The 26,126-nt window shown below is 66.8% G+C and carries 27 protein-coding genes and 1 pseudogene; 13 read left to right on the forward strand and 15 right to left on the reverse strand.

From position 1 onward, the window contains the following. Positions 1 to 41 precede the first annotated feature (41 nt). On the forward strand, positions 42 to 464 hold the full coding sequence (locus O6P39_RS10750; RefSeq protein ID WP_275611323.1) for a hypothetical protein: 423 nt from the start codon (positions 42 to 44) through the stop codon (positions 462 to 464). On the opposite strand, the gene O6P39_RS10755 is transcribed toward O6P39_RS10750, so the two are convergent. Further along, positions 456 to 1,394: a LysR substrate-binding domain-containing protein gene (locus O6P39_RS10755; RefSeq protein WP_275611324.1), complete on the reverse strand. Its 939-nt coding sequence runs from the start codon at positions 1,392 to 1,394 to the stop codon at positions 456 to 458. The genes O6P39_RS10750 and O6P39_RS10755 overlap by 9 nt on opposite strands. Before the next feature lie 96 nt (positions 1,395 to 1,490). On the opposite strand from O6P39_RS10755, the gene O6P39_RS10760 reads away from it, so the two are divergent. Then, on the forward strand, positions 1,491 to 2,441 hold the full coding sequence (locus O6P39_RS10760) for a DMT family transporter (protein WP_275611325.1): 951 nt from the start codon (positions 1,491 to 1,493) through the stop codon (positions 2,439 to 2,441). 1 nt (position 2,442) lies between these two features. Here the strand turns inward: O6P39_RS10760 and O6P39_RS10765 are convergent, their stop codons facing one another. Beyond that, positions 2,443 to 3,141 (reverse strand): MOSC domain-containing protein, encoded by a 699-nt coding sequence (locus O6P39_RS10765; RefSeq protein ID WP_275611326.1) that lies wholly within the window; start codon positions 3,139 to 3,141, stop codon positions 2,443 to 2,445. 124 nt (positions 3,142 to 3,265) lie between these two features. Here O6P39_RS10765 and O6P39_RS10770 point away from each other — a divergent pair, with 124 nt between their 5' ends. Continuing rightward, positions 3,266 to 3,505: a cytoplasmic protein gene (locus O6P39_RS10770; protein ID WP_275611327.1), complete on the forward strand. Its 240-nt coding sequence runs from the start codon at positions 3,266 to 3,268 to the stop codon at positions 3,503 to 3,505. A 250-nt stretch (positions 3,506 to 3,755) separates the two neighbouring features. Here the strand turns inward: O6P39_RS10770 and O6P39_RS10775 are convergent, their stop codons facing one another. Beyond that, positions 3,756 to 4,757, reverse strand: a complete 1,002-nt coding sequence (locus O6P39_RS10775) for a zinc-dependent alcohol dehydrogenase family protein (RefSeq protein ID WP_275611328.1) — start codon at positions 4,755 to 4,757, stop codon at positions 3,756 to 3,758. A 105-nt stretch (positions 4,758 to 4,862) separates the two neighbouring features. On the opposite strand from O6P39_RS10775, the gene O6P39_RS10780 reads away from it, so the two are divergent. Beyond that, positions 4,863 to 5,777: a LysR family transcriptional regulator gene (locus tag O6P39_RS10780; RefSeq protein WP_275611329.1), complete on the forward strand. Its 915-nt coding sequence runs from the start codon at positions 4,863 to 4,865 to the stop codon at positions 5,775 to 5,777. Between the two features lie 10 nt (positions 5,778 to 5,787). On the opposite strand, the gene O6P39_RS10785 is transcribed toward O6P39_RS10780, so the two are convergent. The 4 genes and pseudogenes from O6P39_RS10785 to O6P39_RS10800 form a co-directional block, all read right to left on the reverse strand. Next, positions 5,788 to 6,648, reverse strand: a complete 861-nt coding sequence (locus O6P39_RS10785) for a hypothetical protein (protein ID WP_275611330.1) — start codon at positions 6,646 to 6,648, stop codon at positions 5,788 to 5,790. Between the two features lie 186 nt (positions 6,649 to 6,834). Further along, positions 6,835 to 7,065: a hypothetical protein gene (locus tag O6P39_RS10790; RefSeq protein WP_275611331.1), complete on the reverse strand. Its 231-nt coding sequence runs from the start codon at positions 7,063 to 7,065 to the stop codon at positions 6,835 to 6,837. Between the two features lie 37 nt (positions 7,066 to 7,102). Beyond that, positions 7,103 to 7,237: pseudogene (locus O6P39_RS10795) on the reverse strand (proline/glycine betaine ABC transporter permease); the annotation flags it as partial. A 3-nt stretch (positions 7,238 to 7,240) separates the two neighbouring features. After that, positions 7,241 to 8,251 carry an ABC transporter substrate-binding protein gene (locus O6P39_RS10800; RefSeq protein WP_275611332.1) on the reverse strand — a complete coding sequence of 337 codons (1,011 nt, stop codon included), beginning with the start codon at positions 8,249 to 8,251 and terminating at the stop codon, positions 7,241 to 7,243. A 286-nt stretch (positions 8,252 to 8,537) separates the two neighbouring features. On the opposite strand from O6P39_RS10800, the gene otsB reads away from it, so the two are divergent. From otsB to O6P39_RS10820, 4 genes are all read left to right on the forward strand, one after another. Further along, entirely contained in the window at positions 8,538 to 9,314 is a 777-nt protein-coding gene (otsB, locus tag O6P39_RS10805) for a trehalose-phosphatase (protein ID WP_275611333.1), read from the forward strand. Beyond that, positions 9,311 to 11,110 carry a glycoside hydrolase family 15 protein gene (locus O6P39_RS10810; protein ID WP_275611334.1) on the forward strand — a complete coding sequence of 600 codons (1,800 nt, stop codon included), beginning with the start codon at positions 9,311 to 9,313 and terminating at the stop codon, positions 11,108 to 11,110. Before otsB ends, O6P39_RS10810 begins: the two co-directional genes overlap by 4 nt. Further along, complete coding sequence (gene otsA / locus O6P39_RS10815) at positions 11,092 to 12,504, forward strand: alpha,alpha-trehalose-phosphate synthase (UDP-forming) (RefSeq protein ID WP_275611335.1); 1,413 nt, start codon at positions 11,092 to 11,094, stop codon at positions 12,502 to 12,504. The genes O6P39_RS10810 and otsA overlap by 19 nt, the downstream gene beginning before the upstream one ends. A 486-nt stretch (positions 12,505 to 12,990) precedes the next feature. Next, positions 12,991 to 13,200: a cold-shock protein gene (locus O6P39_RS10820; RefSeq protein WP_015477564.1), complete on the forward strand. Its 210-nt coding sequence runs from the start codon at positions 12,991 to 12,993 to the stop codon at positions 13,198 to 13,200. A 75-nt stretch (positions 13,201 to 13,275) separates the two neighbouring features. On the opposite strand, the gene O6P39_RS10825 is transcribed toward O6P39_RS10820, so the two are convergent. The 5 genes from O6P39_RS10825 to O6P39_RS10845 all read right to left on the reverse strand — a co-directional run bounded on the left by O6P39_RS10825 (position 13,276) and on the right by O6P39_RS10845 (position 16,907). Further along, positions 13,276 to 13,587 carry a cupin domain-containing protein gene (locus tag O6P39_RS10825; protein WP_275611336.1) on the reverse strand — a complete coding sequence of 104 codons (312 nt, stop codon included), beginning with the start codon at positions 13,585 to 13,587 and terminating at the stop codon, positions 13,276 to 13,278. An 80-nt stretch (positions 13,588 to 13,667) separates the two neighbouring features. Continuing rightward, positions 13,668 to 14,708 (reverse strand): alpha/beta hydrolase, encoded by a 1,041-nt coding sequence (locus O6P39_RS10830; RefSeq protein ID WP_275611337.1) that lies wholly within the window; start codon positions 14,706 to 14,708, stop codon positions 13,668 to 13,670. Between the two features lie 139 nt (positions 14,709 to 14,847). After that, positions 14,848 to 15,078, reverse strand: a complete 231-nt coding sequence (locus O6P39_RS10835) for a DUF2798 domain-containing protein (protein ID WP_275611338.1) — start codon at positions 15,076 to 15,078, stop codon at positions 14,848 to 14,850. Then, positions 15,075 to 15,665, reverse strand: coding sequence for a flavodoxin family protein (locus O6P39_RS10840; RefSeq protein WP_275611339.1), 591 nt, complete (start codon positions 15,663 to 15,665; stop codon positions 15,075 to 15,077). The genes O6P39_RS10835 and O6P39_RS10840 overlap by 4 nt, the downstream gene beginning before the upstream one ends. Before the next feature lie 381 nt (positions 15,666 to 16,046). Further along, entirely contained in the window at positions 16,047 to 16,907 is an 861-nt protein-coding gene (locus tag O6P39_RS10845; RefSeq protein ID WP_275611340.1) for a LysR substrate-binding domain-containing protein, read from the reverse strand. Positions 16,908 to 17,040: 133 nt separating this feature from the next. Between O6P39_RS10845 and O6P39_RS10850 the strand changes: the two genes are divergently transcribed. The 4 genes from O6P39_RS10850 to O6P39_RS10865 are packed head-to-tail and all read left to right on the forward strand — an operon-like array spanning position 17,041 to position 21,208. Further along, positions 17,041 to 18,093 (forward strand): agmatine deiminase family protein, encoded by a 1,053-nt coding sequence (locus tag O6P39_RS10850; RefSeq protein ID WP_275611341.1) that lies wholly within the window; start codon positions 17,041 to 17,043, stop codon positions 18,091 to 18,093. Next, a complete protein-coding gene (gene aguB, locus O6P39_RS10855; protein WP_275611342.1) occupies positions 18,093 to 19,001 on the forward strand; it encodes an N-carbamoylputrescine amidase in 909 nt (302 codons plus the stop codon). Before O6P39_RS10850 ends, aguB begins: the two co-directional genes overlap by 1 nt. 11 nt (positions 19,002 to 19,012) lie before the next feature. Beyond that, complete coding sequence (locus tag O6P39_RS10860; RefSeq protein WP_275611931.1) at positions 19,013 to 20,098, forward strand: extracellular solute-binding protein; 1,086 nt, start codon at positions 19,013 to 19,015, stop codon at positions 20,096 to 20,098. 42 nt (positions 20,099 to 20,140) lie between these two features. Next, positions 20,141 to 21,208: an agmatine deiminase family protein gene (locus O6P39_RS10865; protein WP_275611932.1), complete on the forward strand. Its 1,068-nt coding sequence runs from the start codon at positions 20,141 to 20,143 to the stop codon at positions 21,206 to 21,208. A gap of 412 nt (positions 21,209 to 21,620) precedes the next feature. On the opposite strand, the gene O6P39_RS10870 is transcribed toward O6P39_RS10865, so the two are convergent. The 3 genes from O6P39_RS10870 to O6P39_RS10880 form a co-directional block, all read right to left on the reverse strand. Then, complete coding sequence (locus O6P39_RS10870) at positions 21,621 to 22,379, reverse strand: NAD-dependent deacylase (protein WP_275611343.1); 759 nt, start codon at positions 22,377 to 22,379, stop codon at positions 21,621 to 21,623. Next, complete coding sequence (locus O6P39_RS10875) at positions 22,376 to 23,899, reverse strand: sensor domain-containing diguanylate cyclase (RefSeq protein ID WP_275611344.1); 1,524 nt, start codon at positions 23,897 to 23,899, stop codon at positions 22,376 to 22,378. Before O6P39_RS10875 ends, O6P39_RS10870 begins: the two co-directional genes overlap by 4 nt. A gap of 112 nt (positions 23,900 to 24,011) precedes the next feature. Continuing rightward, complete coding sequence (locus tag O6P39_RS10880) at positions 24,012 to 25,205, reverse strand: GGDEF domain-containing protein (protein WP_275611345.1); 1,194 nt, start codon at positions 25,203 to 25,205, stop codon at positions 24,012 to 24,014. A gap of 201 nt (positions 25,206 to 25,406) precedes the next feature. Between O6P39_RS10880 and O6P39_RS10885 the strand changes: the two genes are divergently transcribed. Next, a complete protein-coding gene (locus O6P39_RS10885) occupies positions 25,407 to 26,027 on the forward strand; it encodes an FMN-binding negative transcriptional regulator (protein ID WP_275611933.1) in 621 nt (206 codons plus the stop codon). Positions 26,028 to 26,126 lie beyond the last annotated feature (99 nt).

Below are 26,126 nucleotides of genomic sequence, written 5' to 3' on the forward strand. Positions count from 1 at the left end.
TGGCGTATCCTGGCCCCTCGTTGACCAAGGAACGCTTGCCCATGGACGAGATGACCCGGATTCGCTTTGCCGAGATAGACCTGCATGTGCCCGCCGAGCCCGGCCTCTATGAAATCCATACCCTGGATGGCCAGGCGCTGAAGGTCGGCATCGGCAAGAACCTGCGCAAGCGCCTGGCCCAGCACTACCGTTCCCGCCAGAGCCGCCTGGTACTGAAGGCGGGCGGGGACTGGAGCAATCCCCGGGATGTTGAAAGCAAGCAGTCGATCCTCACCAAGCACCTGTTCTTCGCCAAAGCGGAGGGTTACGACCTCAAGAGCGAGGCGGGACGGCGGGCCTTTCTCGAAGAGCGTTGCTACATCCTCTTCCGCACCACCGCCACGCGGGAGGAGGCGCGCGAGTTGGAGAGGCGCAAGGAAGCGAGCGGCGGCTTCCGCTTCGTCGGCCTGACCGACTCAGCCTGAGGCCGCACCCACCGACGCCAGCAGCCAGTCATGGAACAGCTGCGCCGATGGCGACAGCTGGCGATGCCGCAGCGACACCAGGTACTCGCCGCGCTCGGTCACCAACGCGTGGTCGGTCACCCGCTGCATCTCGCCCTTGGCCACCGCCTCGTCGGCCATGAAGCTCCACGCCAGGCCAATGCCCATGCCCTGTTGCACGGCGCGATAGGCGAGGGTGAGCTGGTTGAACACCGGGTCGCTCTCCGCTGGCTGGTAGTCCTTGCCGAAGTGGCCGAACCAGTCGTGCCAGTCCAGGCAGCTCCAGGCCGAGGTGTCGAGCTGCACCAGGGGCGCCGCGGCCAGTTGCTCCAGCGTACGGATGGCGGAGACGTCGAGGTCTGGGCGCGCCACCGGGTAGACGATCTCCGGCAGCACGAACTGGCTGTTCAGCGTGGTCCAGTCGCCGGCGCCGTAGAGGATGCCGAGGTCGAAGTCCACCAGGCTGGCCTCGTCCATCTCGTTGATCGCATGCACGTGCACGGCGATACCCGGGTGCGCCTTGTTGAACTCGATCAGCTTGGGGAACAGCCAGAACTGCGCCAGCGCGTGGGTCGCCAGCACCGACACGGCGTTGCTCTGGTGCACGTTGCGGATGCGCCGCACGCTGTGCTGCAGGCGGTCGAGCAGCATGTCCACGGTGCCCAGCAGCTCGGCGCCGGCAGCGGTGAGGGTGACGCCGCGCGGCTTGCGCTCGAACAGCGGCACCTTGAGGCTCTCCTCCAGCGCGCGCATCTGCTTGCTCACCGCGCTCTGGGTGAGGAACAGCTCGGTGGCGGCCAGGGTGAAGCTGCCGCAACGGCCGACAGCCTCGAAGGTGATCAGGGTTTCCAGGGGCGGCAGGGTGCGCAGGTAACGGCTGATGACGGCTCTCCGGTGAAAGTCTTGCGACATTCCTGCGAGGAATGTCTCGGTGCGGATTTATCCTTGGTCAGACGCTAGCACAGGCGCTACCGTGGCGGCATTTCCGACTGACAGGGGTAACGGGTAATGAAGCGCGGGGTGGTCTATGCAGGCATGGCGGGTGCTATCTGGGGCGGGGTGATCCTCGCGCCGTCGCTCGTGCCGGAATTCAACCCGCTGCTGATCAGTTCCGTGCGCTTCGCCCTGTACGGCGCCATTTCCCTGCTGATCGCGCTGCCGGTCGCCGTCGGCCTGTTTCGCCGGATCAGCCGCGAGGACCTGTCGATGCTGGTGCGCCTGTCCCTGGCCGGCAACCTGCTGTACTTCGCGCTGCTCTCGGCGGCGGTGCAATTCGCCGGGGTGGCGGCGGCCTCGCTGATCAACGGCATCATGCCGCTGGCGATCAGCTATTGCAGCCGTTCCGAGCACGACTCGCTGCCGCTGTCGCGGATGAAATTCCCGCTGGCGCTGGTGGCCCTGGGCATCCTCTGCATCAACCTCGACCCCACCGCGCTGATGGCCTCCGGGAGCACGCCGGGCGAGCGCATCCTCGGTATCGTCTGCGGTTTCTGCGGAGTGGCCTGCTGGTCCTGGTACGCCACGGCGAACGCGCGCTACCTGAAGGCCAGCCACTTCAACAGCCACGAATGGTCGACGCTGATCGGCGTGGTCACCGGCGTCATGGCCATCGTGCTGGCCGGCGTGGGCGTGCTGATTGCCCCGCAGGCGGTGCCCACCGGCATCGCGGCGGAGCGCTGGATGGCCTTCCTCTGGGTGTCGCTGTTCCTCGCCGTATTCGGCTCCTGGGTGGCCAACGGCCTGTGGAACGCCGCGACCCGTCGCCTGCCGATGAGCCTGGGCGGCCAGTTGATCGTCTTCGAGACGCTGTTCGCCTGCGCTTACGCCTACCTGCACCAACAGCGCCTGCCGAGCCCGGTGGAGGCGCTGGCCATCGTCCTGCTGACCGGTGGCGTGCTCTGGGCCATCGGCCTGCACCGTGCGCCGGCCGAGGCTCCGGCACGCGCCGTCGAGTCCTGATTCAGGCCTTCGGGCTGCCTTCGAGGCGCGGGCTCCAGTCCTCCACCGCGCCGTTCTCCAGGCGCCGCGACAGGGTGCGGCGCCAGTTCGGCGGCAGCGGCAGTTCCAGGCAGTCGCGCAGGATTTCGGCGTCCACGCGCTTGTCGAAGAGCACGGCGGAGAGTCGCTGCAACGACCAGTCGCCATGGCGCCGCTCTACCAGTTCCAGAGGTGCGCCAGCGGCGATCCCCCCTTCCTCCAGCACCCGGTAATACCAGCCGGTGCGTCCGGACTCCTGAACCCGCAGGGCCATCTGTGGCAACTCGAAACGGTCGTTGAGTTTCCAGCACGGCATGCGCCCCTGGGACACCTCCAGCAGCGCCGTGCCGGCGCGCACCCGGTCGCCCAGGCAGAGGTCCGCCTCGGTCCAGCCGTGGGTGCTGAAGTTCTCGCCAAAGGCGCCGGGGCGTGTCAGCAGCGGGTGTTCGCCCAGCTCGGCGATCCACTGTGCGTAGTGCTCGCGGGGGTAGTGGTGGATGGCCTTCTCCACGCCACCGTGCACGCGCAGGTCGCCTTGCTCGTCGCTCTCCAGGCCCAGGCTGGTGACCGCCAGCGAACCCTGGCGCGGCGCCTTGGCGATGGCGCTGCGCGAGCCGGGACGGGTGAAGGGATCGGCGCGGCCGGTGAGGAGGGTGTCGAGGGAAATACTGGGCAGGCTCATGGACGCTCCCGGTTATGGTGTCGATCAAAAACTACCTGGACAAAATCGTTCAGATGGGTAGCCTTCGTCAAGGTATCGACTCGATACAAAGTGTCGCATCCAATGATTCCACCAAGGAGATCCCATGCAGAAGTACCGCCTCACCATCCAGCGACACGGTCAGTTGCTCGGCCATTTCGACTCCGACCTGCCTTGGGCGCGCGACGCCGTGCGTACCATCGCGGACGCGCTAGGTGGACAGGGCTTCGTTCTTGAGTTGCAGGTTGCCGACGGCGAGCGCCGTCTGCTGGAAAGCTCTCCGGCCGGTATCAAGCTGCTGGCCTGCGAGCCGCTGTATCGGCCGATGGTTCTAGAGAATTTGTAGCAGCGAGCCTGCTCGCGAACCTTGGACGCGCCGGCGTTGCCGGCGAATCGCGGACGGAGTCCGCTCCTACAGGAAAAGCCATGCAACCTAGGAGCGGACTCCGTCCGCGATGCCTTCAGCTACCTGGCCACCCTGAGCTGACGCGGCACGCCGAATGCGCCCGGCGTGCCGCCCACCGGAACGGCCGCGGGGCCTCTAGTTAACGGGCACCCTGGCTCCGCTTCATCCTGCGCAGCGGGGTGTGCGATGGCTACAGGGTGACCACGACCTTGCCGAACTGCTGGTTCGATTCCAGGTAGCGGTAGGCCTCAACGATCTCGTCGAACCCGAAGCGGCGGGCGATGACCGGCCGCAGCGAGCCGTCGGCCAACCCCTCGACGATGAAGTCCTTGGCCGCCTGCAGGCGCGCCGGGTCTTCCAGCACTTCGTAGACGCGGTAGCCGCGCAGCACCAGCGAGCGGCTCAGCACCTCGAACAGCGGGAAGGGCGTCGGCTCGGGGCTCAGCCCGCCGTACTCGATGAGCATGCCGCCCTCGGCCATTGCGGCGGTCAGCGGCTCGAAGATCGGCCCACCCACCGGGTCGAACACCACTCGCGCGCCGACTTTGCCGGTGATCTCGAACAGCCGCGCGCGCAGGTCTTCCTCGTCGCTGGCGATCACCTCGGCGGCGCCCGATTGCAGCAGCGCATCGCGTTTCGCCGAACTGCGGGTTACCGCGATCGGCACCGCGCCAACGCGCCGGGCAATCTGGATGGCGGCCAGGCCGACGCTGCTGGAGGCAGCGGTGATCACGACGAAGTCACCGGCGCGCAACCCGGCGACCTGCACCAGCGCGCCGTAGGCGGTGAGGTACTGCATCCAGGTGGCGGCGGCATCGCTCCAGGTCTGCCCCGTCGGGTTCTTCACCAGGCGCGACTGCGGTACTACCAGGTGCTCGGCGTGGGTTGGCTGCTCCTGCATCGACGTGGGAGGCAGCACGCTCACCGCATCCCCTGCAGCGAAGCCGTGAACCTCGCTGCCCACCGCCTCGACGATGCCTGTGGCCTCCAGGCCGAGGCCGGAGGGCAGTCGCGGGCTCTCGATGTAGCGGTCGGTGCGCAGCAGCACCTCGGCACGGTTCAGCCCCAGGGCCTTGACCCGGATGCTCACCTCGTCCGGGCCGGGTTGGCGAATTTCCAGCGGTTCGATGCGCAGGACGTCCGGCCCGCCGATCTGGTGGAAGCGAACGGCTCGTGTGGTGACTTTTTCCATGTGAAGCTCCTATACGAAAGTGATTCGACGTAAAGCCACTATCCGGCATGGAAAAAAGGCGATAAATGGCCTATGGAAATGTTGAGTCGAAATCAGGAGTTACGAATGGATCGTCTGACCAGTATGTCGGTGTTCGTTCGCGCGGTGGACCTCGGGTCCTTCGCGGCCGCGGCCGATGCCCTGGAAATGTCCGCCCCCATGGTGGGCAAGCATGTGCGTTTTCTCGAAGAGCGCCTGGGTGTCCGCTTGCTGCAGCGCAGCACGCGCCGGCAGAGCCTCACCGAGGCCGGGCGGATTTACTACGAGCGCTGTCGTGCGTTGCTCGCCGATGCCGAGGCGGCGGACATCCTCGCCGCCGGCGAGGTGGCCGAGCCGCGTGGCCGGCTGCGGGTGGCCATGCCGGTGCATTTCGGCCGGCGCTGCGTAGCGCCGGTCCTGCTGGAACTGGCACAGCGTTATCCGCACCTGGAACTGGACCTGCGCTTCAGCGACCGCCTGACCGACCTGGCGGATGAACAGATCGACCTGGCCATCCGTACCGGCGAACCGGAGCCACGGGCCGGGGTGATTGCCCGCCGTATCGGCCGGCAACGCATGGTGGTATGCGCCGCACCGGCATACCTGGCGCAACACGGCAGGCCCGCAGGCATCGCGGAACTGGCTGAGCACCACCTGCTGGTCTATCACCGCTCCGGGCGAATCAACCCGTGGCTGTTCCCCTGCGAAGGGCAGGCGCCGGTGGAGTTTGCGCCGAACTCGCGGCTGCGTTTCGACGACCTGGCGGCCATCGCCGATGCTGCGGTTCGCGGCATGGGGTTGGCGTGGTTGCCGTATTGGCTGGTGGGCGAAGCCATTATGGCCGGCGAGCTGGAAGAACTTCTTCCGCAGCAGCCTGGCTTCCTCTACGGCGTCCACGCCACCTGGCTGCAGACCACTCAGTTGCCGCGCAAAGTCCGTCTGGCCATCGATGCGCTGGTTGAGGTAATCCCCGGCCTGGTGATGCCGGGGCTTGCGGAGTAGGGCGGCTGCGTCATTTCGCCGGCGCGAGCCGCAGCACGCGGTTGCGCCCGCCCTCGGCGAGCAGGTAGCCACCCTTGCCGTCGGCGACCAGGGCCTGGGGCGCCTTGAGGAACGACAGCACGGTCTGCGGCTCGCCCTTGCCGTCCCACAGCAGCAGGCGCGCGCGGTGGGTGGAGTCTTCGCTGATCCAGATGCCGCGTGCATCGCACATGACGAAGGTGGGTTTGTTCAAGTCGCTGAGGATTTCCGGGTCGTTGCCATCATCGCTGAGCTGACGGAGCTTGCCCTGGTTCTTCTGGGTGTAGAGCAGGCGGCCGTCGCTGCAGCGAGTGATCGATTCGGCTTCGTCGAGGCGGTCGCGCACCACGTTCAGTTCGCCGTCGCTCCAGCGGTAGCGCAGCAGTCGGCCGCTGTCGTGGCGGTCCTCGATGGCGTAGAGGAAGTCGCCGTCGTCCCACAGCCCCTGCACCGAGTTGCCCTGGAACAGCGTGCTGAGCTTGCCGTCCCGCAGCATTTGCACGGGCTTGTCGTCGGTTTCCTGGCTGAACACCCAGCCGCCCTGGGCGGCGATCAGACCGTCCGGTTTGGACAGGCCGTCGATCACCACCTTGCGCTCGCCGCTGGGAGTGATGCGCAGGATGTTGCCCTGACCGTCCTTCAGTTCCTGGCTGACCAACAGGCCGCCGTCGGGCAGGGGCACGATGGAAGCGGCCTTCTTCACTTCGCGCTGTACTACTTCGACGCTCCAGCCATCGGCAGCCCGGACCGGGTAGAAGCTCTGCCAGAGGAAGAATCCGGCGGCAGTGGCGAGAGTCAGGGCGGTGGCGCAGAGGGCGAGGCGCAGGGCAGGACGGCGGGCGGAGTCGGTCATGGAGGGGCGGTCGAATCGCTGTTGTGGGGAGGGGGCTGGAGATTGCCTGCCAGCCGGTACGAGCGTGCATGGTAGCCACTGTCGAAGGCCTTGGGATAGCGGAACCATCACAGCGGGGGAAATGGTTCGATGCTCGTACGGAAGTCCGATGCGGGAGGAGGGGGAAGGCAAATTGATGGCAATGGCCTACAGTTCGTGGGTCCTTTGCTGAGGGCAACCTAAACGGCTGGTGCGGACAGGATGTCGGCAGCAGCCGTTTTCTTTTGCGCGCAACATCAGTCGGCCAGGCAGGCCACCGAGTCGGCCCGGGTCGCCACAGCCAAAATCGTCGATGGACAGCCCGCAGCCCAGCAGGCGCAGACGCAGCACGTTTTCCAGGCTCGGCGACACGGCGTGCAGCGGCGAGGTTTCGGTCAACGCCTATCTCTCCGTGCTCGAGCGACAGGCCCGCCTAGAAGGCGCGCCCGACGTACAACGTCTGGATGCCCACCAGCACATCCTCGCCCAGCCCACGCGCGCCGATCATCGAGGCCACCATCGGCAGCGCCATCATCGCCGTCCGGTTGAGACCGGCCATGATGCTCGGCATCAGTCATAGGGCGGCCTCGACCTTGGCGCGCTGCTCGGCCGGCAGCCAGCCCTGCCAGACCTGCGGGTTGGCCTTGAGGAAGCCCCGTGCGGCGTCACGTGGGGGCTGGCGCGTCTCGCTCATCTTCGCCAGGGCGGCGTTGAGCAGGTCGATGGGGATGTCGACCTTCTCGAACAACGCCACCAGCTCCGGGTACTGCTGGTGGAAGGGCGCGGAGACGCCCACCGACAGCTTCGCCGGCAGCGAGCGGCTGCCGCGCGGATTGGGATTGTCGGGGTCGGACAGGGTCTTCCAGGCCTCGGCGTCGAACGGCGGCTCTTCCAGGCGCAGCAGCTTGTAGCGGCCCATCAGCGGGGTCGGCGACCAGTAGTAGAACAGCACCGGCTTGCCCCGGCGGATCGACGAGGCGATTTCGGCGTCCATCGCCGCGCCCGAGCCGCTGCGGAAGTTCACGTAGCTGCTGTCCAGGCCGTAAGCCTTGAGTTTCTGCGAGTTGACGATCTCCGAGGTCCAGCCGGTGGGGCTGTTGAGGAAGCGGCCCTTGTCCGGCGACTCGGCGTCGCGGAACACCTCGCGGTAGCGCGGCAGGTCGCTCACCGAACGCAGCTCCGGGGCTAGCGCGGCGATGCCCCGCGCGGGGTCGCCGTGGACCACGTAGTCCGGCACCCACCAGCCCTCGTCGGCGTGCTTCACGATATCGCCCAGGCCGTAAACCTTGTGTTCGGCCTCGGCCTTGACCCAGGCGGGACTACGCCCGGCCCATTCCTCGCCGATGACCTGGATGTCGTTGTGCGCCAGCGCCGCCTCCAGGCTCACGGTGCTGCCCGGCAGGGTGTCGGTGGGGTAGCCGTAACCTTTTTCCACCAGCAGGCGCAGCATCTCGGTGATCAGGCTGCCGCTCTCCCAGGTCAGTTCGCCAAAGTGGATCGGTTTGCGCTCCTCGGCGGTGACGCCCTGGCCCAGCAGGCCGAGGGCGAGCAGCGCGGTGCCCAGCCAGCGTGTGATCGTGTGCATGTGCGGGTCCTTTTCGTGCTCAGAAGTCGGTTGTCAGCCTAGTAGCGTAGATGGTCCCCCTCGACACGGCGGGTGCAGGGGCCTCGGCACCTCCGCCTGCTGTGAAAGCGGCCTTCTGCCATGCACCGTCCGGGCCATTTCCGGTCGACCCCCTGGTTCATGCGTGTTACGGTCCATTGACTCCTTCAACCGTCCGTTGTGGCTTCGCAGGCACAACGGCACGAGCTGCAACCGGAGAAAATGGCTTATGTCACGTCCCCCGCAACGAGGACCTGTCGACACGGCCATGGCCCCGCTCAGCGAGGTCTCAGCCACCGCGCTGCTGCAACTCTGGCTTGGCCAGTACGCGCAGACCGCCGTGTTCCTGGATGTCGACGGAACCCTTCTGGACATCGCCGAAACCCCCGACGCGGTGCGCGTTCCGCCCGGGTTGGTCGATGCGCTCAGCGAGCTGCATCGACGTCTCGACGGTGCCCTGGCCCTGATCAGTGGCCGCCCGGTCGAGGAACTGGACCGGCTCTTCCATCCCCTGCGCCTGCCCGCCAGCGGCGGTCACGGCGCCCACTGGCGCGAAACCGGCGACAGCCCGCTGCGCCGTACCACCAGGGACCTGCCCGCCTGCGTGCGCGTGCAGCTCAATGCGCTGGCCTGCGCTCATGCCGGCGTACTGGCCGAAGACAAGGGCAGCAGCTTCGCCCTGCATTACCGCGCCGCCCCCGAGAGCGCACCGGCACTGCGGGTGGCCTTGCAGGCGCTGCTCATCGCGCCGGAAGGCGCGGGCCTATGCCTGCTGGGGGGCAAACAGGTCTATGAAATCGTCGCCGAAGGCGTCGACAAGGCTGGCGCCATCGAGCGCCTGATGACCACGCCGGCCTTCGCCGGTCGTCGCCCGCTGTTCGTGGGCGACGACCTCACCGACCAACCCGCCCTGGCCCTGATGCCCAGCCTGCAAGGGCTGGGACTTTCGGTCGGGCGCACGCTGCCGGGGGCGAGTGCCGTCTTCGCCGACGCAGCGGCGGTCCGTACTGCACTCATCACGGCGGCAGGAGGAAACGATCGATGACTGAACGGCACGAAGGAGCACTGGAACTGGGCCTGATCGGCAACTGCCGCGTGGCCGCCCTGGTCAACCCGAAGGGCCGGCTGGTGTGGTGGTGCTACCCCAACTTCGATGGCGACCCGGCGTTCTCCCGGCTGCTGGCCGGCGATGAGGAAAAGGGCTTCGCCGACGTGCTGCTCGACGGCCAGGTCAGCCATACGTCCGAGTACCAGCGCAACACGGCGATCATCACCACCATCCTGCGCGACGACAGTGGCGCTGCGGTGCGCATTACCGACTTCGCGCCGCGCTTTCTGCAATACGGCCGGGTGTTTCGTCCGGCCCAGCTGTGCCGGCTGATCGAGCCGCTGGAAGGGCTGCCCAAGGTCACCCTGCGCGTGCGTCCGACCCATGGCTATGGCAAGCCGCGCCGCAGCGTGGCCGGTTCCAGCCACATCCGCTACCTGGATGGCGACGAGCCGATCCGCCTGACCACCGACGCACCGCTGTCCTACCTGCTCAACGAAACCCGCTTCGCCCTGCGCCACCCGGTGAGCATGGTGATCGGCATGGACGAGCCGCTGGACAACGCCCCCGGCGACGTCGTCCGCGAATTCCTCAAGCGCACCCAGGGCCACTGGCATGACTGGGTGCGGGGTCTTGCCATCTCCTTCGAGTGGCAGCAGGTGGTGATCCGCTCGGCCATCACCCTCAAGCTGTGCAACTTCGAGGAGACCGGCGCGATCATTGCCGCCACCACCACCTCCATCCCCGAGGCGCCCGGCTCCCGGCGCAACTGGGACTACCGCTACTGCTGGCTGCGCGACGCGTACTTCGTGATCCTCGCCCTCAACCGCCTGGGCGCCACGCGCACCATGGAGGGCTACATCGACTTCATCACCACCGTGGCCAGCGGTGACGCCGAACTCAAGCCGTTGTACGGGATCATCCCCGACATGGACCTCACCGAGCGTGACGAGCCGAACCTGGCCGGATTTTCAGGCCACGCCCCGGTGCGCGTCGGCAACCAGGCGGTGGAGCAGAACCAGCACGACGTGTTCGGCTCCGTGGTGCTCGCGGTGCTGCAGAGCTTCGTCGACGACCGCCTGCCCAGCCCGAGCAGCGACGGCATGCTGCAGCTGCTCGAGTCCCTCGCCGACAAGGCCGTGCATGCGGCCTTCGAGCCCGATGCGGGTATCTGGGAATACCGTGGACGGCAGCGCATCCACACCCATTCCGCGCTGCTCTGCTGGGTCGCCTGCGACCGCGTCGGACGTATCGCCCGACGCCTGGGCCGGGTCGAGGCGGGCGAGGCCTGGATGGCGAAGGCCACCCGCCTGCGCGAGCGCATCCTCGCCGAGGCCTGGAGCGAAAGGAAGCAATGCTTCACCGGCGCCTTCGGTCACGACGACCTCGATGCCAGCGTGCTGCTGATGAACGAGCTGGGCATCATCGAAGCCGACGATCCGCGCTTCATCGCCACCGTCGAATGCATCGGCCGCGAACTCAACGTCAATGGCCACCTGCTGCGCTATGCCGCGCCGGATGATTTCGGCGTGCCGGAAACGGCTTTCCTGGTGGTCAAGTTCTGGTACCTCGACGCGCTCGCCGCCATCGGCCGCCGCGACGAAGCCCGTGCGCTGTTCGAGGAACTGATCGCCGCGCGCAACCGCTACGGCCTGCTCTCCGAAGACCTGCATCCGCACACCGGCGAACTCTGGGGCAACATTCCGCAGACCTACTCCATGGCCGGGCTGATCAACTCAGCCATGCGTCTCTCCATCGGCTGGGAGGAAGGTCTATGCCGCGCCTCGTGGTGATCTCCAACCGGGTCATGGTGCCCGATGAACACCACCCAGCCGCGCCTGGTGGTCTCGCCGTCGCGATCGAGGCCGCCATGCGCGATCGCGAAGGCATCTGGTTCGGCTGGAGTGGGCAGGTGGCCGAGGAACCGGGCCCGCTGACCACCCTCGAACGCGGCAACCTCACCTACATGCTCACCGACCTGCACCCGCAGGACTTCGACGAGTACTACAACGGCTTCGCCAACCGCGTGCTGTGGCCCATCCTGCACTACCGCGTCGACCTCGCCGAATTCAGCGAGGCCGACTTCGGCGGCTACCGGCGCGTCAACGAATTCTTCGCCGAGCGCCTGAGCCCGCTGCTGGAGCCGGACGACGTGCTCTGGGTGCACGACTACCACCTCATCCCGCTCGCCCTGGCCCTGCGCGCCCGTGGCCACGCCAACCGCATCGGCTTCTTCCTGCACATCCCCATGCCGCCGGCGGACCTGCTCACCGCGATCCCGCACCATGCCGAGCTGATCCGTGCGCTCACCGAATACAACCTCATCGGCTTCCAGACCGAAAACGACGCCAGCAACTTCGCTCGCTACCTCACCCGCATAGTCGGCGCCGCCACGCCCGACGGCCGCCGCTACCACCTGGAAGACCAGCACTTTCGTGTCGGCGTGTTCCCCGTGGGCGTGGATGCCGCCGGTTTCCGCCAACTGGCCGAGGAGGCCTCGCAGAGCCCGGCCGCCGACGACCTGCGCGAAAGCCTGGGCGGCCGCGCGCTGATGGTCGGGGTGGACCGCCTCGACTACTCCAAGGGCATCGTCAACCGCCTGGACGGCTACGAGCGCTTCCTGGAGCGCTACCCCGAGTGGCACAACCGCGTGACCTGCCTGCAGATATCGCCCGGCAGCCGCCAGGACATCCCCGAATACGCCGACATCGACGCCGCCGTCAGCGCGCGGGTAGGGCACATCAACGGGCGCTTTGGCGCCGTGTCCTGGGTGCCGCTGCGCTACGTGGCGCGCAACCATCGCCGCGAGGACATCGCCATGGTCATGCGCCACGCCCGCATCGGCCTGGTGACGCCCCTGCGCGATGGCATGAACCTGGTGGCCAAGGAATTCGTCGCCGCGCAGGACCCGGACGATCCCGGCGTGCTGATCCTCTCGCAGTTCGCCGGCGCCGCCGCCGAGCTGGGTGGCGCGCTGATCATCAACCCCCACGACCGCGACGCCCTGGCCGACGCCATCGACACCGCCCTGCGCATGCCCCTGAGCGAGCGCCGGGCGCGGCACCGGGACATGTATGCGGTGCTGCAGGCCAATGACATCAGGTTCTGGGGACCGAGCTTCATCGATGCGCTGACCAGGCCGGGGAGGGCATTGAACTGGTTGTCGAGCCATTACCTCAGTCATTGAGGCGGGGCATGCGCCTGTAGGAGCGAGCTTGCTCGCGAACTGCACTTTGTCGTTGTCGGACTTGGGTGTTCATGCGCAGGAGCGGCGCAGAAACACCCAAACAAAACGAAAAGCATCGCGGACAGGGTCCGCTCCTACGAAAGCCCCTCTCCGAGCGGGCAGGCTTGGCTTTCGATCCTCCAGCAGAACAATCGAAAATCCACCCACCCAACAGGCGCAAAAGCCCGAAAACCGGGCCTTCGCCCATGTCCGAACCCCGCTCCGAACCCTCGACCGCCCGTCAAATACCCCCGCCGGAGTGAAAAAAAGCTACCAATTCCCTACGCCCCATGTATTCTGCTCGCGCTGCCTGCCCGGTAAAGCGCCGCGACTTGATGTTCTGTCTACACGATGTTCCATCTCCTCGGCACCTCTTCACTACGCATTCAGCTCATGGTTGGTCGGTATTCGGCTGGCCTTTAGCAATCTATATCTGGAGACAACATCATGTCCGATCGTCAAAACGGCACCGTCAAGTGGTTCAACGCTGAGAAGGGCTTCGGCTTCATCACCCCGGAAAGCGGCCCGGACGTATTCGTTCACTTCCGTCAAATCGAAGGCAACGGCTACAAGTCCCTCGACGAAGGCCAGAAGGTCAGCTTCATCGTGACCGCCGGCCAGAAAGGCCCGCAGGCTGAGCAAGTTCGCGCCGTCTAATCGACGCCACTTGTAGAAAAAGCCCCGCTAATGCGGGGCTTTTTCATTTCTGCGGACAGGCTCCGTCGGGGCGGGTCAGACACTGCCTTCGCTTTCGATCACCAGAATGCGCGCCTCGCCCTGGGGATGGGCCACATGCTCGGTGCCGATCGAGGCGTAGAAGATATCCCCGCTCTCCAGCATGACCCGATGCTCGCCATCCGCGTCGCGGTAATGCATCTCCACCTGCCCGTCGAGTACCGCAAACACCTCTTCGCCGTCGTTGATGTGCCACTTGTACGGCTGGTCGGTCCAGTGCAGGCGGGTGGTGATTCCGTTCATGTTGGCGATGTCCAGCGCCCCCCAGGGGCGGTTCGCCGTGAAGCGCTTGCTGCGGATGATTTTCAAGGTGTCATGGCTCCATCGGTTGTTTGCCGATGCTACGTGAGTGGACGGCAGGACGGTACACCAGAGCCGATCTCTCGCGGTTACCAGGCCGCCACGTCCAGCACCGCCTTCACGAACGCCTCCGGTGCCTCCTGCGGCAGGTTGTGCCCGATCCCTCCAGTCAATGTCCGGTGTTCGTACTTGCCGGTGAACTTCGCCGCATAGGCCTTGGGTGGCGGGTGGAAGGCGCCGTTGGCGTCACCTTCCAGGGTGATGGTGGGCACGCCGATGGGCGGGGCCTTGGCGAGTTTCTGTTCCAGCTCGTCGTATTGCGGCTCACCTTCGGCCAGGGCCTGGCGCCAGCGGTAGTTGTGCAGGGTGATCGCGACGTGGTCGGGGTTTTCGAAGGCTTTGGCGCTGCGCTCGAAGGTGGCGTCGTCGAAGTTCCACTTCGGTGAGGCCTGTTTCCAGATGAGCCTGGTGAAGTCGTGGGTGTTCTTCGCATAGCCGGCCGCGCCGCGTTCGGTGGCAAAGTAGAACTGGTACCACCAGAGGAATTCGGCTTCCGGCGGCAAGGGCTGCTTGCCGGCCTGCTGGTTGCCGATCAGATAGCCGCTCACGGCCACCAGTGCCTTGCAGCGTTCCGGCCAGAGGGCGGCGATGATGTCGGCGGTGCGCGCGCCCCAATCGAATCCGGCGAGCACGGCCTTGTCGATCTTCAGAGCGTCCATCAGGGCTATGATGTCGCTGGCCACCGCCGCCGGCTGGCCGTTGCGCAGGGTCTTGTCGGAGAGAAAGCGCGTGCTGCCGTAGCCGCGCAGCCAGGGCACTATGACCCGGAAACCTTGGGCCGCCAGCGCCGGGGCAACGTCGACGAAGCTGTAGATGTCGTAGGGCCAGCCGTGGAGCAGGATGACCACTGGCCCGTCCGCCGGGCCGTCCTCGGCGTAGCCGACGCTGAGCAGGCCGGCGTCGATCTGTTTGAGCGCCTTGAATTGGCTATGTCCGCCGGCCTTTGCCGTCGGCACGGTCTTGCTCGGTTCGCTGGCGGCTTGCGCCACGTTGGGCAGTTGCGACGCGGCCAGTGCTACGGCAGCCAGGCGCATCAGGTGGCGGCGGCTGCTATCGAAGTGCTCCGACATGATTATCCCCGGGTTGGAGTGGGCCCGGATAAGCGTAGGCGAGTCGGCGGAACCGGGCGCATTCAGTGGTCCCTGCGCCCGGTGCCGTCCTCTGTCGTTGCGACTGGAGATGATGGGTATCGCTGCGCTCCACGCCATCCTACGGATTGGGCTGAACCAGCTTCTCCACCAGTCGCCGTGTCAGCGGGGCGATGACCAGCACCAGCGGGAAAGCCACGCACCAGCTGGTGAGCCAGGCGCCCAGCCAGAGCCGGCTGAGGTCGGAAACAAGGCCGACGGCACGGAAGGTGGAGAGGCCGGAGACCAGCAGGGTCATCACGCCGGACAGGATCAGCGCGAACAGCAACGGGCTGTAGCGGCGGGCTATCATGCGTGGGCCTCCTGCGTGGCTTCCAGGTGCGGCTGGTGCAGGCGGGCGAGGGTTTCGGCGAAGTGCTGGCCGAACATGCGAGCGGTCTTCAGGTCGCCGGGGGCGAAGTCCTGGGCGGTCTTGTCGGCCTGGGCCATCAGCCCGGACCAGGAGCCGAGGCGGTTGGCGGCCTCGTCATAGGGCACGCCCAGGTGCTGCTCGGGGAGGATCGGATTACCGGCCCAGAGCATGCCGTGCTGCATGCAGAAGGTGAACAGCGAGATCAGCGTGGACTGCTTGTCGCCTGCCGGCAGCGCCGAGACGGTGAAGCCGGCGGCGAGGCGGCCGCGCAGTTTCTGCTGGCGCCAGAGCGGGCCGGTGGCGTCCATCAGGGCCTTCATCGGCGCCGAAACGCCGCCCAGGTAGGTGGGGCAACCGAGGATCAGGCCGTGATAGGCGAGCAGGGCGTCCGGGCGCCCGATCAGGTCCTGGGCCTTGAGCAGGTGGACTTCGCAGCCGGGCACGAGGCGGGCGCCGCTGGCGATGGTCTGGGCGATCCGCTCGGTGCGACCGCTGGCGCTGTGGTAGAGGATGGCGATGGTCTTCATGGTTTCTCCGTGGGCTCACGCAAGGGGAAGGGCGCGTCCGGGGTGCTCGGAGCGGGCTTGGTGTAACCCTACGAGTTCAAGTTGACTTGAGGTCAAGGGAAGATGCCATCGGTGTTGCAGACGCGGTGGAATCGCTCCTGGAAAAGCGTCTTTCGTAGGGCCGAGGGGTTTACGTGGGGCAACGGTCTGCGCATGCGTAGGGCGTACAACCGTTCGCGGTTGTACGCCGATACACCATGATCCCCAGTTGGCGTATGGGTCGAGCTCGAAGCGCTGCTTGACGGGCGTCCGGACGAAGTCCGTGTGGCCGGAAACCAAGGTCAAACGGCGTATAACGTCGAACGTTATACGCCCTACGTTCCTGGAAGATCAGCTTGCCGGCTATGCCAACCCCAACGCCCCCTCCAGCCACGCGCAGAACTGCCCGGCCTGCGTGGTCCGCTCACTCTGCTGGTGCACCAGCAATGACCAGTTCGGCCCGCGCACGGTCTGCTCGCACAGCGGCGTCAGCAGGTTGCTCTTCCGCGCATCGCCCGCCAGCAACTGGCTGACCAGCGCGATACCCAGGCCCTGGCTGGCGGCATCCAGCAGCAAGCCGGGGTCGGAGAAGTTCAGCCCCGCGCTGCGCTGGCCGATGTCGGCGCCGCCCTGCAGTTGCCAATGCGCCCAGTCCATTTCCCGCTCGCCGTGCAGGGTGGTGCGCGCGGTCTGTGGCTGGTCGAGCAGGCGCGGATGGCAGGCGGGGTAGAGGCGGTCTTCCAGCAGCACGCGGAAGCGACACTCGGCCTGGGCCGTGAGGTCGTCGCGCACGGCGATGTCGATGGTCTGGGTGGCCATGTCCGGGGTTTCGCTGGTGGTCAGCAGCCACAGGTCGATCTGCGGATGGCGCGCGTGGAAGTCGCCCAGGCGCGGCACCAGCCAGTGGCGGGCGAAGGCCGGGGTGGTGTTGACCACCAGCTGGTTGGGCTTGCGGTACTGGTCCAGGCGACGGATGCCCACGGCCAGTTGTTGCAGCAGCGACTGGGTGGTGCTGAGCAGGTCGAAGCCGGCGTCGGTGAGGGCGACCTTGCGCCCGGAGCGGTAGAACAGCGGTTGCTCGACGAAGCTTTCCAGGCTGCGGATTTGCTGGCTGATGGCGGATTGGGTGAGGTGCAGTTCCTCCGCCGCCTTGTGGAAGCTGCCCAGCCGGGCTGCAGCTTCGAAGCCGCGCAGGGTGTTCAGGGGAGGCCAGTGTTTGAGCATGATCGATAAGTTCTGCTGATCAGATTTACACAAAATCTATCGTTTGTTGTCGCGTATTCACAGGCCTAGGATGGTTTCAGGCGCCGCTGAACCCTTTTCTTCCGATAAAAATTCCTAACCAAAGGCTTTGTATATGCATCTCGACGATATGCAGAACGGCTGGCGCATGCCTGCCGAATGGGTACCTCACGCGGCGACCTGGATGGCGTTTCCGCATAACCGCCCGCTTTGGGAGGGCGGCTGGCGGGTGACCCTGGAGCAGGTGCAGGAAGACTTCGCCCGGGTGGCCAATGCCATCGCCCGTTTCGAGCCGGTGAAGCTGGTGGTCGACCCGTCCGCCGTCGCCCGTGCCGCCGAGCTGTGCGGGCCGAACGTGGAGCTGGTGCCGCTGCCGATCGACGACAGCTGGTGCCGCGATTCCGGGCCGACCTTCGTCTGCCACCCGCAGCACGGCACGGCCGGGGTGAGCTGGCGCTTCAATGCCTGGGGCGGCAAGTCGGCGCACACCCTGGACGAGGGCCTGGGCCGTCGCGTGCTCAATCACCTGGGGCTGGACTGCTTCGGCACGCCGCTGGCCAACGAGGGCGGGGCGATCCATGTGGACGGCGAGGGCACGCTGATCACCACCGAGTCGGTGCTGCTCAACCCCAACCGCAACCCCGGTGTGAGCAAGCGCGAGATGGAGGAAATCTTCGCCCGCCTGCTGGGCGTGACCAAGACCATCTGGCTGCCGGGCGACCCGCAGTACGTCACCGGCGACATGACCGACGGCCACGTCGATGGCGTCTGTGCCTTCGCCCGGCCCGGCGTGCTGCTGGTGGATGCTACCCGCGATGCCTCCAGCACCTACGCCGAGGTGGCGCGCGAGAACCGCCGCGCCCTGGAGCTGGCCACCGATGCCAAAGGCCGTTCCTTCGAGCTGATCGAGCTGTTCGAAGCCAGCGCGGCGGTGGACCCGGAAGCGGAAGTCTTCTGCGCCTCCTACACCAACTTCTACCTGGCCAATGGCGCGGTGATCATGCCGGCCTACGGCATCGCCGCCGACGATGAAGCCGCCGCTACCCTGGCCCGCGCCTTCCCCGGCCGCGAGGTGGTGCCGGTGCGCATCAACCACCTGGCCCACGGCGGCGGTGGGGTGCACTGCATCACCCAACAGCAGCCGGCCTGGCCGCTGGAGGGCGTGTGATGAGCAAGCTGAGCGTTGCGGTGCTGCAGTTCTCCTGCAGTTGGGACCTGCCGGCCAACCTCGACGAGGCCGAACGCCGCGTGCGCGAGGCGGCCGCTGCCGGGGCGCGGCTGATCCTGCTGCCTGAGCTGTTCGCCACGCCGTACTTCTGCATCGAGCAGGACCACGACCACCTGGCGCTGGCCCAGCCCTACGAGGACAGCCCGATCCTGCGGCGCTTCGCCAGGCTCGCTGCGGAACTCGAAGTCGTGCTGCCGCTGAGCTGGTTCGAGCGCGCCGGCAACGCCTACTTCAACTCGCTGACCGTAGCCGACGCCGACGGCCGCCTGCTCGGGGTGTACCGCAAGACGCACATCCCTAACGCCATCGGTTACCAGGAGAAGGAGTACTTCAGCCCCGGCGATACCGGTTTCCGTGTCTGGGATACCGCCGTCGGCCGCATCGGCGTGGGCATCTGCTGGGACCAGTGGTTCCCCGAGACGGCGCGCTGCCTGGCGCTGCAAGGTGCGGAGCTGCTGCTGTTCCCCACCGCCATCGGTTCCGAGCCGGGGGCTGCGCATCTGGATTCCCGCGACCACTGGCAGACCGCCCAGCGCGGCCACGCCGCCGCCAACCTGCTGCCGGTGCTGGCGGCCAACCGTATCGGCGAGGAAGTGGCGCCGAGCGATGAACGACTGCGCATGCGCTTCTACGGCTCGTCCTTCATCACCGACCACAAGGGTGCGCTGGTTGCCGAAGCCGGGCGCAACGAGGCGGCGGTGCTGGTACGTGAACTGGACCTGGGCCTGGCGCGCGAGGAGCGCCTGACCTGGGGCGTGTTCCGCGACCGTCGCCCGGAAATGTACGGCCCGCTGCTCGGCCTCGACGGCCGGCACCTTCATTCACGCTGGCAAGGCCAGGGAGTCTGACCATGAAATCGATGCTGATCGGCGCGCTGGGCCTGTCCCTGGCCTGCGCCCTGCAACCCGCGGCGGCGGAGGAAAAGGTCCTGCGCCTGTTCAACTGGGCGGATTACTTCGCCCCCGATACCCTGGCCGGCTTTACCCGGGAAACCGGGATCAAGGTGATCTACGACGTGATGGACGGCAGCGAGACGCTGGAGGCCAAGATGATGGCCGGGCACAGCGGCTACGACCTGGTCTTCCCCGGCGACACCGTGGCTGAGCGGCTGATGCGCGCCGGCGCGCTGCAGAAGCTGGACGACAGCAAGCTGGAGCACCTGGGCGACATCGAGCCGGGGCTGCAAAGCCTGCAGACCAAGTATCCGTACTCGCGGCATGCCGTGGTGCCCTACACCTGGGGCAGCATCGGCCTGACCTTCAACCGCGCCAAGATCGACCAGCGCATGGCCGACGCGCCGGTGAACAGCCTCGACCTGCTGTTCAAGCCGGAGCTGGCCAAGCGCTTCGCCGACTGCGGCATCTCGCTGATCGACTCGCCGGACGAGGTGCTCGCCGTGGTGCTCAACTACCTTGGTCGCGATCCGCGCAGCGGCAAGCCCCAGGACCTGGCGGACGCGCTGGCGGTGCTCAACGGTATTCGCCCGTACATCCGCAAGTTCCAGTCGCAGCCGGTCACCCAGCTGGTCAATGGCGACCTGTGTCTGTCGCTGGGCTACAGCGGCGATGTCATCCAGTCGCAGCGCGCCGCCGACGAGGCCGGCAAGAAGGAGCGCTTCGAGTACCGCGTGCCGCGCGAGGGCACCTCGGTGTGGATGGACACCATGGCGATCCCCGTCGACGCGCCGCACCCGGAGTACGCCTACGCACTGATCAACTACCTGATGCGCCCGCAGGTGATGGCGGCAATCAGCAACGCCACCGGCTACCCGACGTCCAACGCCAAGGCGCGGCCGATGGTTGACGCCAGCATGCGCAACAATCCGGACATCTATCTTGATGAGAAGGCCTATGCGCGGCTGTTCCCCGGCAAGGACATCCCGCAGCGCGACATGCGTGCGCGGATGCGTACCTGGACAAGCTTCAAGACCGGCACCGGCAGCTAAGGAGAGAACATGTTGACTCGCAGGAACCTGCTTGGCGCCGGCATGACGCTGGCAACGGGGCTCGGCTTGGGGCTGGGGCGCGTCGCCCTGGCCACGGAGCGCTGGTACATGCCCGACGAGCACCGCAAGCAGGAGCGGGTGTTCGTTGCCTACGCCGCGAGTGCCGATGTCTGGGAGGACTTCGCACCCGCGGTGAACGCCACGGTGGCGCGGCTGGCCCGCGCCATTGCCGAGTTCCAGCCGGTGACGGTGCTGTGCCGGCCGGCGCAGCTGGCCGAGGCGAAGCGCGCGTGCGCGGCGGAGGGCGTCGATTTCATGGCCATGCCGCTGGATGACATCTGGGTTCGTGACTACGGCGGCTGCTACCTGGTGAACGACGCCGGTGGGCTGGCCCTGGCCGACTTCAACTTCAACGGCTGGGGCGGCAAGCAGCACGCCCAGCGCGACGGCGAAGTGGCGGCGACCCTGGCCGAGGAGCTGGAAGCGCGGCATATCGTCAGCGCGCTGTGTGGCGAGGGCGGCGGCATCGAGGTGGACGGCCATGGCACGGCCATCCTCACCGAGAGCTGCTGGGTCAACGACAACCGCAATCCCGGCTGGACGCGTCCGCGCATCGAGGCGGAGCTGAAGCAACGCCTGGGGCTGCGCAAGATCATCTGGCTGCCGGGCATCCGCGGCAAGGACATCACCGACGCCCACGTGGACTTCTATGCGCGCTTCGTCGAGCCGGGCGTGGTGGTGGTCAACCTGGACAACGACCCGCAGTCCTACGACTACGCGGTGACCCGTCGCCACCTGGACATTCTCAAGGGCGCCACCGACGCCGATGGCCGGCCGCTGAAGCTGCACAGCCTGCCGCCGCCGACCAGGCCCAAGCCCAGTCAGTACAACCGCGACAACCCGGACTTCGCCGCCGGTTACATCAACTACCTGCCGGTGAACGGCGGGGTGATCGCGCCGAAGTTCGGCGATGCGGCGGCGGATGAGCATTGTCATGCGCTGCTCGGCGAGCTGTACCCGGATCGCGAGATCGTACAACTGGATATCGACCCTATCGCCGCTGGTGGGGGTGGCATCCATTGTGTGACGTCGCATTTGCCGGCGGTGTAGTGCCTGTTCGCGGGCTTGCTCCTATGAAGTGCGCATTGACCTGGACCTGTAGGAGCGAGCTTGCTCGCGAACCTGTTCCTGCGCCGGCCTTGCCGGCGGATCGCGGACAAGGTCCGCTCCTGCGAGGGCCGCCCCGCGCTCCGCTTCAATGACTGGCCCAGGTGCTTGGAACGTAGGGCGTATAACGTTCGACGTTATACGCCGTTTGACCTGGGTTTCCGGTTGCACGAACTTCAATCGGGACATCTTGTATCGAGCGCTTCGAGCTCAACCAATGTGCCAACTGAGGAGCCTGGTGAATCGGAGTACAACCGCGAACGGTTGTACGCCCTACGAATACGCCGACAGTCGCTCCTACGAAGAGCACGCCGGCGTGAAGCTGTAGGCGCGATCTCCATTCAGCGCCCCGGCTCTAGCCGAACGCTGCTTCTACCAGTGCCGGCAGGACGACACCCGCCGCGCTGGCGAGGGCGAAGTCGCGTTCGCCGTGCGATGGCCCTGGCGTGGGGTTGATGTGCAGCACGGTGGCGCCGGCGCGCCAGGCGGCCTGCGGGATTTCCGCCGCCGGGTAGACCACGCCGGAGGTGCCCACCGAGATCAGCAGGTCGCAACTCTCCGCGGCTTCGAACGCGTGGTTCATGGCATTCATCGGCAGGCTTTCGCCGAACCACACCACGCCAGGGCGCAGCGGCCCACCGCAATGGACACAGGCCGGCGGAGTGACGTGGCGGCCGGCCTCTGGCTCGTCGGGGACCGGCAGCGGCGCTTCCGGTTCGCGCTGGCAGGTGAAGCAGCGCGGGCGTTCGAGCTGGCCATGGAGGTGGATGACCGATGGGCTGCCGGCGCGCTCGTGGAGGTCGTCGACGTTCTGGGTCACCAGGGTCAGTTGCGGCACCTTGCCGGCCAGCGCGGCGATGGCCAGGTGCGCGGGATTGGGTTGCGCGCGATGCACGAGGCTGCGGCGCCACTGGTACCAGCCCCAGACCAGCGCCGGGTCGGCGCAGAAGGCTTCGGCGGTGGCCAGCCGGGAGGCTTCGAAGCGTGCCCAGAGACCGGTCAGCGCATCGCGGAAGGTGGGGATGCCGCTTTCGGCGGAAACCCCGGCGCCCGTGAAGACCACCACATGGCGGGCGTTGCGCAGGGCGTCGAGCAGGGCGGGGGCGAAGGTCATTGCGCTGCTCCGGGGAGGTCGGGTGCGCAATCCAGGCGGTTGCGGCCAGCGGCCTTGGCCCGGTACAGGGCCTGGTCGGCCGCGCTGATCAGGTCGGCGACGGAGGCGTCCGAGCCGGCGGGCAGGGCGGCGATGCCGATGCTGGCGGTCACCCGGCCGAGCGGGCTGCCAACGTGGGTCAGGTTGCTCTGCCAGAGGTTTTGCAGGATCTGTTCGGCCACCGCCTGCGCTCCGGCGCTGTCGGTGTTGGGCAGAATCACCGCGAGCTCTTCGCCGCCGTAGCGCGCCGTCAGGTCGCCGGGGCGCCTTACGTTATCGGCCAGCAGTTGGCCGACGCTGCGCAGACAGTCGTCGCCGGCGGGGTGGCCGTAGGTGTCGTTGAAGCGCTTGAAGTAGTCGACGTCGATCAGCAGCAGGGCCAGCGGGGTCCGCTCGCGCTGGGCACGGCGCAGTTCGGCGGCGAGGCGGTCGTCGAAGCTGCGGCGGTTCTGCAGGCCGGTGAGCGGGTCGCGGGAGGCCAGCACTTCGAGCTGGCGGTTGGCCTTGAGCAGTTCTTCGCGGGCGGCCACCAGCAGGGCTTCGGTGCCGATGCGGCGCTTGATCGCGAGGATCATCAGGCAGCCGATGATCACGATCACCAACAGCAGGCCGAAGGCGATGCCTACCGTGCGCAGGGCATCGGCGCGCCAGGAGGCCAGGGCTTCGTCCTTGCCCAGGGCGACGGTGGTCACCAGGGGGTAGCGCTCGTTCTTGCGGAAGGCGTAGATGCGTTCGATGCCGTCCAGCGAGGAGTTGAAGGAGGCGGTGCCGACCTGGGCGTGGTCCAGGTAGCCGCTGAAGATCGGCGAGTGCGACAGCACACGGCCCATGTCGCCCTGGCGGAACGGGTAGCGCACCAGTACCTGGCCGTTGACGGTGGTGACGCCGATGGCGCCGTGGCGGCCGATGTCGATCTTGCCGAACAGCTGGAGGAAGTTCTCCACGCCAAGGGTGACGGAGATGACGCCGGCGAAGCTGCCGTCTGGATGGTTGTAGCGGCGGCTGACGGTGATCACCCACTTGCCGGTGGAGCGGCTGCGGATCGGTTCGCCGATGTAGGCGTCGGTCGAAGGGTTGTCGCGATGGTGAATGAAGAAGGAGCGGTCGGAGCTGGTGGCGTCGGGCGGAATTTGACCATTGGAGGTCATCAGCCAGTGGCCGTGGGCGTCGTAGACGACGATGCTGTCGAGTTGGCTGAGCAGGGATTGCTGGTGCTGCGCCAATAGGCGCAGGCGCTCCAGTTGCGCGGGGCCGGTGCCGTCGGCTTCCAGGCGCTCGGCGACGCCCAGGAGCAGCATGGAGCTCTGGGTGATGATGCCTTCGACGTAGGTGTCCAGCGCCTGGGTCAGGTTCAGGTTGTGGGTGTAGGCCTTGGCGAGGGTGCGCTCGCGGGCGGCCCACAGCTCCCAGGCGGTGGCCGCCGCCACGGTCAGGCTGATGATCGACAGCAGAAGTACGGCAAGGCGGATGTCGCGCTTCACACGGGCCTCGTTGAGTTGGTATGGGGGCGTCCGCCACCCGGCGCTGGGTGCAGGGTCCGCCTGCCAGCTGATCGAGGGACGCCGGCCGGGTTCGTCGGGTTGGTTGCCTTCGTCAGTCCGTCGGCGGACTACCGAGTTGCACGCGGTTGCGTCCGTCCTGCTTGGCGCAGTAAAGACGCTGGTCGCATCGCGCGAGCAGGTCGAGCGGTTGGTTCAGGCCCTCCTCATTGGCCATCGCTGCCCCGAGGCTGATGGTCAGGTGCCGCAGGGCGTCGGGTCGGTGAAGGTGTTCGATGTTCAGGCTGGCCACCTGCTCGCGCAGGCGTTCGGCTACGCGGCGCAGGTCGTCGACGCTGCCGGTTTCGAGCAGTACGACAAACTCCTCACCGCCATAACGATAGACCCTGGCACGCCCCCCGCGCAGGCTGCCGACCAGGGATTCGGCCACGCGACACAGGCAGCGGTCGCCGGTCTGGTGGCCGAAATGGTCGTTGTAGGGCTTGAAGTAGTCAATATCCACCAGCAACAGGGCGAAGGGGCGGCCGTGGGCGTGCATGCCCTCCCAGCTGGCCTTGAGCTGGGCGTCCAGGGCGCGGCGGTTGCCGACACCGGTCAGTGCGTCGGTGCTGGCCAGTTCCTGCAGGCGCAGGTTGAGCGAGGCCAGTTCGGAGCGTTGGCGGCGTTCTTCCTGGTCGGCGAGGAAGGCCTGTCGCACGCCCCGGATATTGGTCCAGCTGATGAACAGGCTGAACAGCGCCACCGGCAGGTAGACCAGGGTGAAGGTCAGCACAGGCTTGGCAGCGCCGTCGTGGATCAGCCAGACGTTGTAGAGGATGATCGCCGAGATGATTGCGGAGACCAGCGCAATGCCCTTGAACGAATAGCGCACCCCCAGGTTGCCGAGCAGGATGAAGACCACCGAGGCATAGAGGAAGAAGGGGACGTCGGGCGAGGCGCTGCGCTTGAGGAGCTCGAACCAGGCGACGGTGGAAATGATGTCGTGCACCGGCATCAGCAGGTCCATCGCCAGCACGCTGCGGCTGAAGCGGAACACCAGGAAGATGTTGAGCAGGCCGATCAGGCTCAGGCCGGCGCGCAGCAGCAGCGATTCCTTTGCCATGTCCGGGATCAGCAGGGCATCGGCCAGCACGTAGGAATCGTAGGCCGCCATGGCAATTAAGTTGATCGCCAGCAGGAAGCGCCGGTAATGCCGGACCACATAGGCCTTGTAGGCGACACGCAGGCTGGGCGGCATCTTGCCCTGGGACTGCCGGGAAGGCTCGGCGGGAAACTCGGGTACGGTCATCGGGGGAGCCTGTGTCTGCCGTCCTGGGCGAATGCTGGCTAATGGCTAGAGTAGGGGGCGGCACGACTGCCGTCCAGCGCATCCGCGCAGGGAAGGGCGGTGGTGCGGATGAATTGGATCTGTTATCTGGCTTGTTAATGGATCTTTATGGGGTGCCAATGCAGCGGCATGATGGCGGCATTCCCTGATTTCGAGGCGATCATGTACGTACCCGCGCACTTTGAGGAAAACCGACCTGACGAGCTGCATCGGCTGATCCGCGAGCATCCTTTGGGCATTCTGGTGACCGGCCATGCCGGCGTGCTGGACGCCAATCACCTGCCTTTCGAGCTGGAACTGGCGGGTGATACGCCGCTGCTGCGGGCCCACGTCGCGCGCAACAACCCGGTATGGCGGGAGGCTGATGGCGACGAGGTGCTGGTGATCTTCCGGGGCGACCACGCCTACGTCTCGCCCAACTGGTACCCGAGCAAGCACGAGGAGCACCGCCAGGTGCCGACCTGGAACTACCAGGTGGTGCATGTGCGCGGCCGGCTGAAGGTGATGGACGAGGAGCGCTTCGTGCGCGGCGTGGTCGGGCGCCTGACCCGCACCCATGAGGCGGGCGAGGAGCGGCCGTGGAAGATGAGCGACTCCACGCCGGAATTCATCAGCGGGATGCTGGCGAACATCGTCGGCATCGAGGTGGAGATCAGCGAGATCGTCGGCAAGTCCAAGCTCAGCCAGAACAAGGAGGATCGGGACCGGCTGGGGGCGGCTGGGGAGTTGGAGCAGCGCGGCGTTGGCGAGCTGGCCGGGGCGATGAGGGCGGCGAAGGAGTAGCGTTGCCTGTTTTTGTGGCCGGCCTGGCGGTCGGATCGCGGATAAGATCCGCTCCTACGAGATGCATCTGCGCTCGGGTTGGCCCTCACCCTAACCCTC

The organism is Pseudomonas sp. PSE14 (assembly GCF_029203285.1).
In the GTDB taxonomy this organism is placed as follows: domain Bacteria; phylum Pseudomonadota; class Gammaproteobacteria; order Pseudomonadales; family Pseudomonadaceae; genus Pseudomonas.